Annotated in this window: 8 protein-coding genes; 4 read left to right on the top strand and 4 right to left on the bottom strand. The window is 69.0% G+C overall.

Annotated features, from left to right (window positions below):
- Both ITP53_RS52655 and ITP53_RS52650 read left to right on the top strand, forming a co-directional pair.
- A partial coding sequence (locus tag ITP53_RS52655; RefSeq protein WP_207757670.1) for a hypothetical protein occupies window positions 1-266 on the top strand: 266 nt, incomplete at its 5' end.
- A 36-nt stretch (window positions 267-302) separates the two neighbouring features.
- The gene (locus ITP53_RS52650) at window positions 303-623 is read left to right on the top strand and encodes a hypothetical protein (protein WP_195903015.1); all 321 of its coding nucleotides are present in this window, start codon (window positions 303-305) and stop codon (window positions 621-623) included.
- Between the two features lie 253 nt (window positions 624-876).
- Here ITP53_RS52650 and ITP53_RS52645 read toward each other — a convergent pair whose 3' ends face one another.
- Complete coding sequence (locus ITP53_RS52645) at window positions 877-1,677, bottom strand: class F sortase (RefSeq protein ID WP_195903014.1); 801 nt, start codon at window positions 1,675-1,677, stop codon at window positions 877-879.
- A complete protein-coding gene (locus tag ITP53_RS52640) occupies window positions 1,677-3,029 on the bottom strand; it encodes a hypothetical protein (RefSeq protein WP_195903013.1) in 1,353 nt (450 codons plus the stop codon). Before ITP53_RS52640 ends, ITP53_RS52645 begins: the two co-directional genes overlap by 1 nt.
- Window positions 3,030-3,203: 174 nt before the next feature.
- Here ITP53_RS52640 and ITP53_RS52635 point away from each other — a divergent pair, with 174 nt between their 5' ends.
- Together ITP53_RS52635 and ITP53_RS52630 are read left to right on the top strand one after the other, a co-directional pair.
- Window positions 3,204-4,349 carry an acyl-CoA dehydrogenase family protein gene (locus tag ITP53_RS52635; RefSeq protein ID WP_195903012.1) on the top strand — a complete coding sequence of 382 codons (1,146 nt, stop codon included), beginning with the start codon at window positions 3,204-3,206 and terminating at the stop codon, window positions 4,347-4,349.
- A 38-nt stretch (window positions 4,350-4,387) separates the two neighbouring features.
- Window positions 4,388-4,549: a hypothetical protein gene (locus tag ITP53_RS52630; RefSeq protein ID WP_164904131.1), complete on the top strand. Its 162-nt coding sequence runs from the start codon at window positions 4,388-4,390 to the stop codon at window positions 4,547-4,549.
- Window positions 4,550-4,552: 3 nt separating this feature from the next.
- Here ITP53_RS52630 and ITP53_RS52625 read toward each other — a convergent pair whose 3' ends face one another.
- Both ITP53_RS52625 and ITP53_RS52620 read right to left on the bottom strand, forming a co-directional pair.
- Entirely contained in the window at window positions 4,553-5,320 is a 768-nt protein-coding gene (locus ITP53_RS52625; RefSeq protein WP_195903011.1) for an alpha/beta fold hydrolase, read from the bottom strand.
- A gap of 16 nt (window positions 5,321-5,336) precedes the next feature.
- A partial coding sequence (locus ITP53_RS52620) for an ATP-binding SpoIIE family protein phosphatase (RefSeq protein WP_195903010.1) occupies window positions 5,337-7,305 on the bottom strand: 1,969 nt, incomplete at its 5' end.

Here is a 7,305-nt window from a genome sequence, read left to right as displayed (position 1 = left end):
CATCAGGCCCCATGGTCCCCCCGGCCCCCGTGTCCGCCCCAGCCTTGGGCGTCTTGGACGTCTTCTGCGTACTGGACGGGGTGATGGTCACCGTCGCCGTACTGGTCCTCGTGGGCCTCGGACTGGTGGTGGTCGCCGTCGGCGTCGGAGTTGGCGTCGGTGTGGGTGTAGGCGTCCCGGTTGCGGTGCCGGTCGCGACAACCAGGCTGGCCGATGGGCCACCGCTCGTGGGCGGGTTGCAGGTATACGTGACACCGCCCGCCTGAAGCGTGAAGGCGCCGCCCCTAAGGATCACCGTTCCAGTGGCTGTCGGAGTGACCGTCATGGTCATCGTGGGCACTTCAAGAGGCGCGCCCGCAGTGATGGTCGTCGAGTGGGCGGCGCTGGCGTCGACGCTGACCGGGGTCGCAGGTATCGGTGTTCCGCTGGGGCTGATGGTTCCGCCCGCCACGAAGGTGCTGGTGGGCGGGATCGCAGCGGGCGCCGTCAATCCGCCAGTCGTCGGCTGCTTGATGTCCCACTTCACGGTCGCCGTAGCGTTAGGGGAGACGGTCCCGGCCTGCAGATCCATGGTGAATGTGACGGTCGATGAAGATCCGCCAGTCCCCGTTGAACATGTGTAGGCCACCGCCACCGGGGCCGCCATCGCGGCCACCACTGGTATCCCACCGAAGATCCCTGCGCCTAGGACGGCTATGGCGGATGTCTTGAGGGCGAGGCGTCGCCGCGCCTTTGACGTCAGCACTTCCAGCTCCATTTCAGCGCAGTATCAACAGTCGTGCCAGAATTCCAGCCGTTGGTCACGGTTAGGTTGAGATCCTACGAACTGTCCCTGTCAACTTCCCGTAAACCGCCAAATCGGCCACACCTATCTCCTCAGCCCTTCTTCTTCGACAACGTTGCGTACACAACGATGTTGTCCGTGTAACTGTGCGTAGTCTTGTTGTAGACGCCGCCACACGTGATGACTCTGAGCTCGGAGTTGGCGGTGTTCCCGTACACCCGGTTGGTCGGGAAGGTGGTCTTGCTGGTCTGTTCGATGCCGCTCACCGTGAACCGCGTCACCTTGCCGTCCGACCGGTACACGTAGATCTGGTCGCCCTTGGCCAGCTCGCGCAGGCGGTCGAAGACGGCCGGGCCCTTGCGGGTGCTCACGTGGCCGTTGATGATCGCGGGGCCGACCCCACCGGGCAGCGGCGAGTAGCGGTACCAGCCGGTCTGGTTGGGCTTGGAAGGTGACGGGGTGCCGAGCTTGCCCTTGCTGGTCATGGTGACCGCGCCGATGGGCGCGTTGACCTTGATCTTGGGGATCTTGATCCGGGTCGGCTTGGGCTTGGCCTTGGCAGACGTGGTCTTGGGGGCGGGGATCGGGGGCACGACCGGCAGCGCGGCCAGGGGCGGAGGCGCGTCCGGGCGGGCCGGAGTGAGGACCTTGCCCTTGCCGCCGGGGCCCACGGTGGCCGGGAGGACGAACGCGCCCGCGTTCGCCACCTCCACCTTCGTCGGTTCGGCGTGCGCCGCCGCCGCGAGCGAGCCCGAGCCGTCGTCCACGGGAGGCGCCAGCGAGAGCAGACTCACCATGACCAGGCCGACGCCGCCCAGCGACCCGGCGATCAGCAGCCCGGGCAGTGCCCGCTGCATCGGTGTCGTCTCCTCGGGGGGCTTCTGCTCTGTCATCAGTTCATTCCTCCCGCGTGCGCGGCCCTGCGCCGGCGCAGCAGCAGCCCGCCGCCGGCGCTGCCTATCACCAGCGCCGCTCCACTGGCCATGAGCCCGTACGGTTGCTCCTCGCCGCCGGGCGCCTCACCGGTGTCCACACCACCCTGCGGCGTCTTGGCCACCTGCGCCGCACCCTTCACGAACGTCGTCGCCGTCGGCCCGGTGGACTTGGGCGTACTCGAACCGGACACCACGGGCACGACGACCACGTTCCCCGGGCCGAGGTCCGTGCTGTCGGCGTTCGGAGGCTGCTCCTCGCCAGGCGGGTCATCACCGGGCGGGTCATCACCAGGCGGATCGTCACCGGGCGGGTCATCACCAGGCGGGTCGTCATCGGGCGGGTCACTGGGTCCGGGGACGGTGACGTCGATGGCGCCGGGGTCGTTCTGGAGCGTGCAGGTCGCCTGGTTGTGGACCGGCGGCTCGGGCACGTCACCCGTGGTCACCCTGAACGCGTCCAGGTAGGCGGGCATGGCCTCGACATTGACGATCTCGATGGTGTGCCGGCCGTAGTCCAGTTGCGGAGACGTCCAGAGGACTTCCTGCGTCTCGGTGCCGGTCATGGCCTGTCCGGAGCGATTCTTGCCCGGCTCCACCAGGGGGTCGGTGACGACCTCCCCATCGAGGATCACCCGGATCGGCCCGAGCCCGGGAGCGCGCCTGCCGATGTAGGCCACTCTCGTGCCGATGAATTCCAGCTTGGCGATCTCATCCTGCCCGCTGGCCTTCTGCACGTCGTTGAGGTGGTCGCCATACTGCTCGGAGGTGTACTCCCACTGCCAACCGCCGGTGTACTTCACGCTCTCGTTGTCGTCCCGGTTGTTGACCATCACCTCGCCCTCGGCGGGTGTGAACCTGACAGTCAGGTCACCGGGCTCGAAGCGGATGGTTCCCGAGCGGGTGAGCGACGCGCTGTCGGACAGCCCTTCGGGAAGCTCCAGGAAGTCCCCCGGCACCAGTTCGCCCTGCTCTTGGCCGCCCCTCGGCCGGAGCTGACCCCGCCAGGCACCGCTGATGTCCACGACGCCCTCAAGGTCCAGTGAGGAGCCCTCGGGGAAGAAGCCCGGCGAGCCGAACCGCTGGTTGCCCTTGTACGACATGTCCCAGCGGACGTTCATGGTGCCCGACTCGACCTGGGGCGTCATTCGGGCCTCCAGGTCCACGCCGGAGCCCGCGATGCCGCCCGTACACCGGTACTTGGCGACCAGCGAGGTTTCGGCCTGGCTCGGGATCGAGGAGGTCACCACGAAGGCGGCACTCGCCGCCACGCCCACCGATACGGCGATCAACGCCTTGCGCAACCGACTCACGGAAGACTCCGATCACCCATAAACAGACCGAGGGAGATCCTAGAGTCGAAAACACCCGTATCACATGGGAATGCGGCAACTTCCGGTACTTGTGATAAAGCCGTGTCCGCAGCGGCCCGGCGTACCAACAGAATTGTATTCTGTCGGGCACGACAACCTGCTTGGAGGCGGCGGATGCAGAGGGATCTCTTCGACGACGAGCACCTGCTCTTCAGGGACACCGTGCGTGCGTTCATGGCCTGTGAGGTCGTGCCGCACCACGGGCAGTGGGAGAAGGACGGCATCGTCCCGCGTGAGGTCTGGAAGAAGGCCGGAGAGCTCGGGATGTTCGGGTTCGCGGTGCCGGAGGAGTACGGCGGCGCGGGCGTGACGGACTTCCGCTACAACGCGGTCATCGTCGAGGAGATCATGAGGCACGGCGCGTCCGGGCTAGGCTTCTCCCTGCACAACGACATCATGGCCCCGTACGTCGTCGGGCTGACCAACGACGAGCAGCGGCAGCGATGGCTGCCCGGCTTCGTCAGCGGCGAGCTGATCACCGCCATCGCGATGAGCGAGCCGGGGGCGGGCAGCGACCTGCAGGGCATCAGGACCACGGCCATCCGCGAGGGCGACCACTACGTCCTCAACGGCCAGAAGACCTTCATCACGAACGGCATCAATGCCGACCTCGTGGTCGTGGTCGCCAAAACCGACCCCGAGGCCGGCGCCAGGGGCACGACGCTCGTCGTCGTGGAGCGCGGCATGGAGGGGTTCGGCCGGGGGCGCAACCTGGAGAAGGTCGGTATGAAGGCGCAGGACACGGCCGAACTGTTCTTCGAGAACGTCCGCGTGCCCGTCGCCAACCGCCTCGGCCCGAACGACGGCGAGGGCTTCTTCCAGCTCATGAACAACCTGCCGCAGGAACGCCTGTCGATCGCCGTGGCCGCGGTGGCCGCCGCGGAGACGGTGCTGGAGCAGACCATCGAGTACTGCAGGACCCGCCAGGCCTTCGGACGCGCCATCGGCTCGTTCCAGAACACCCGGTTCGTCCTGGCGGAGCTGGCCACCGAGACGGAGATCGCCCGCCACTTCGTCGACAAGTGCGTCCTGGCGCTCAACGCCGGGCAGCTCACCGCGGTGGACGCGGCCAAGGCCAAGTGGTGGACCACAGAGCTGCAGACCAGGGTCATCGACCGCTGCCTCCAACTCCACGGCGGGTACGGCTACATGACGGAGTTCCCGGTCGCCAAGGCGTGGCTGGACAGCCGCGTCCAGACGATCTACGGCGGCACCACCGAGATCATGAAGGAGATCATCGGGCGGTCCTTCGGATTCTGACCGCGCGGTGAGCCGGTCGACCCCGCATACTGGACAGCATGGACGGCGGTCTGATCCTCCTGGTGTTCCTGGCGCTACTGGTCGCCTGGGGCCTCAACCGGGTGCGCCGGGCGTTCCGCCTGGGACCCGTCGGCTATGCCGGCGTGATGATCGTGTTCATCATCGCCATGCTGCTCGTGTGGGGCCAGACCAAGATCTAGCGCCTACGCCTCCAGGATGACCCGGGCCACGAGCGCCGGGTCGTCGCTCATCGGCACGTGGCCGCAGCCCGTCAGCAGCTTGACCCGCTGCCCCGACCACCGCGCCGCGCGAACCGCCTGGCGGCGGAGCAGCAGCCGGTCGTGCTCACCCCACGCGATCGTGATGGGCGACTTCGGCGGCGCGGGCGGCATCAGCCCCTCGAACGACGCCAGCGTCTCGTCGAAGCCGCTCGACCCGCCGAGCGCCCGCGAGGCGGCCGTCAGCGCGGCCGGTTCGAGCCTGGACGGGTGCGCGACCAGCAGCCCGGCCGACACGGCGCGCAGCAGCGGGCTCTCCGCCGTCATGGCGGCCTGCTCCTGGGACATCGACCTGACCGAGGCCCGCAGGGCACGCAGCACCGTGCGGCCGTAGATCAGCTCGGGACGCGACCAGAAGCCGGCCGGCGACAACGCGACCGCCGTACGTACGACACCGCGCGAAGCCAGCTCGAGCGCGATGTAGCCGCCGAGCGAGTTGCCCGCCACGTGCGGCTCGCGGACGCCGAGCAGCGCGCAGAACGACTCCACCGCGTCCGCCAGCGACTCGGCCGTGTAGGGGACGCCGTCCGGCAGCCCGCGCGAGGCCCCGAACCCCGGCAGATCGATCGCGATCACCGTACGGGACGCGGCGAGCCGGTCCAGCACCGGCAGCCACGCCTGCCAGTGGTGGCCGATGCCGTGGATGAGGATCAGCGGCGCACCGGTGCCCCGTCGTTCGAAGGCCAGCTCCATGCCGCCAGTGAATCACTCACCTGCTACGGGTGGGAATCTCGAACCAGACCGCTTTGCCTTCCCTGGTAGGTCTCGACCCCCAGCGCCTGGCGAGCTGGTCGACCAGGTAGAGGCCGCGCCCGCCCTCGTCGTTCTCGCCCGCGCTGCGGATCCGCGGCAGGCGCAGGTCCTGGTCGAACACCTCGACCCAGACCGACTCCTCGCCCCGGCGCAGCCGCAGCGTGAACTCCTTGTCGCCGACCACCTCGTCCTCGAAGCCCGGCATGTCCCAGGACTCCTCGAACGGCAGCGGCGGCCCCTCCACGACCAGCTCCCTGCGCGGCACGCTGGCGGCGGCCGCGTGCAGGACCACGTTGGTCACGACCTCGGAGACGAGCAGACAGGCCAGCTCAGCCCGCTCTTCCGGCACATTCCAGCCGGAGAACGCCTCCGCGGCCATGCGGCGCGCCTCGCCCACCATGATCGGCTGGGCCGGGAACGTGCGCTCCTCGACGTCGAGGTCGACGTCGCTGGAGCGGACGACCAGGATCGCCATGTCGTCGTCGATCTCGCCGGGCACCGCCACCGTGGCCGCGTCGGCGATGCGCTCGACCTCGGCCCCGGACATCTTGGCGAGCTTCTCGCAGAGCACCCTGAGCGTCTCGTCCTCGCTCGGCGGCGCGGCGTCCCTGCCCGGCCTGCGATCCACCAGACCGTCGGTGTAGAGCAGCAGCGCCGCGCCCGGCGGGAGAGTGCGGCTCTCCTCCTTGTAGACCAGGTCGGCGTGCAGGTTCTTCGCGCGCACCCCGAGCGGCTGGCCGACCTCCTCGATGTCGAGCTCGACGCACTGGCCGTCGACCAGCAGGAGCGGCGGCGCGTGCCCGGCGTTGGCGAACGACAACTGCCGGGACCAGGCGTCGTAGACGAGGTATTGGCAGGTCACGATGGGCGGGATGCTGACCTCGTGGCCGTTGTCGTCCTGCTCGGGGGTGGCGATGATGCGGGTCCACTCGTCGAGCCTGGCCAGTATGTCGGCGGGCGACTTGTCGTCCTGCGCGAAGGCGCGCAGCGCCGCCCTGAGCTGGCCCATGATGGCGGCGGCCTTGGCGCCCCTGCCCTCGACGTCGCCGATCACGATGCCGACGCGGCCGGCGGACAGCGGGATCACGTCATACCAGTCACCGCCGACCTGGGTCTGGATGCCCTGGCCGTGGGAGGCCAGCGGGGCGGCCGGATAGTAGCGCACCGCGATCTGCAGGCCGTCGAGCTGCGGCAGCGCTCTGGGCAGCAGATGCTTCTGGAACGACTCCGCGGTGTGCCGCTCCTCCTCGAACAGGAGCGCGTTGTCGATCGCGAGCGCGACCCTCGTGGCGATGGCGCCGACGAAGTCGCGGTCGAAGGCGTCGTAGTGGGGGCTGCGCCGGTCGGTGAGGTTGGACAGGCCGAGATACATCAGCCCGAGCGTCTCGCCGCGCACCAGCAGGGGGGCGACGATGGCCGAGGTCATGCCGATCTCGCCGCACAGCCGCGCGCTGCCCTCGTGGGGGGCGGGGAAGGTGCTCGAGGCGAAGTTCTCCACCAGGATGGTCTCCTGGCGGCGCATCGCCGTGTCCGCGTAGTGGCCGGAGGGGTAGCGGATCTCGGCGCCCACCGGCATCCATGTTCCCGACGGGGGCGTCCACCCCTGCACGTGCTGTGAGACCCGGCGCACGAGCCGGTCGCCCTCGACCAGTTCGATGAAGCAGTGGTCGGCGAACTGCGGGACGAGCATCTCGGCGACGCGCTTGAGCGTCTCCTCGACGTAGAGTGAGCCGGCCAGCCGCTCGCCGATGCGCTCCAGGAGCCCGAAGCGGTCCTTCTCCCGCTCGTTGCTGCGCAACGCCTCGCGGGCCAGGATGACGATGCCGGTGACCGTCCCCGACTCGTGGCGCAGCGGCACGGCCTGGGCGCGTACGTAGACGATGGCGCCGTCGCCGCGCCTGACGTCCAGCGTGCCCTCCCAGACC

This window comes from Nonomuraea cypriaca, assembly GCF_015645445.1.
Lineage (GTDB): Bacteria > Actinomycetota > Actinomycetes > Streptosporangiales > Streptosporangiaceae > Nonomuraea > Nonomuraea cypriaca.
This window is presented reverse-complemented; position numbering and strand designations above follow the sequence as displayed.

Excerpts from the sequence above, each read along its gene's own strand:
- ITP53_RS52645 (WP_195903014.1), bottom strand. The coding sequence starts at position 1,677 with ATGACAGAGCAGAAGCCCCCCGAGGAGACGACACCGATGCAGCGGGCA.
- ITP53_RS52635 (WP_195903012.1), top strand. The coding sequence starts at position 3,204 with ATGCAGAGGGATCTCTTCGACGACGAGCACCTGCTCTTCAGGGACACC.
- ITP53_RS52630 (WP_164904131.1), top strand. The coding sequence starts at position 4,388 with ATGGACGGCGGTCTGATCCTCCTGGTGTTCCTGGCGCTACTGGTCGCC.
- ITP53_RS52625 (WP_195903011.1), bottom strand. The coding sequence starts at position 5,320 with ATGGAGCTGGCCTTCGAACGACGGGGCACCGGTGCGCCGCTGATCCTC.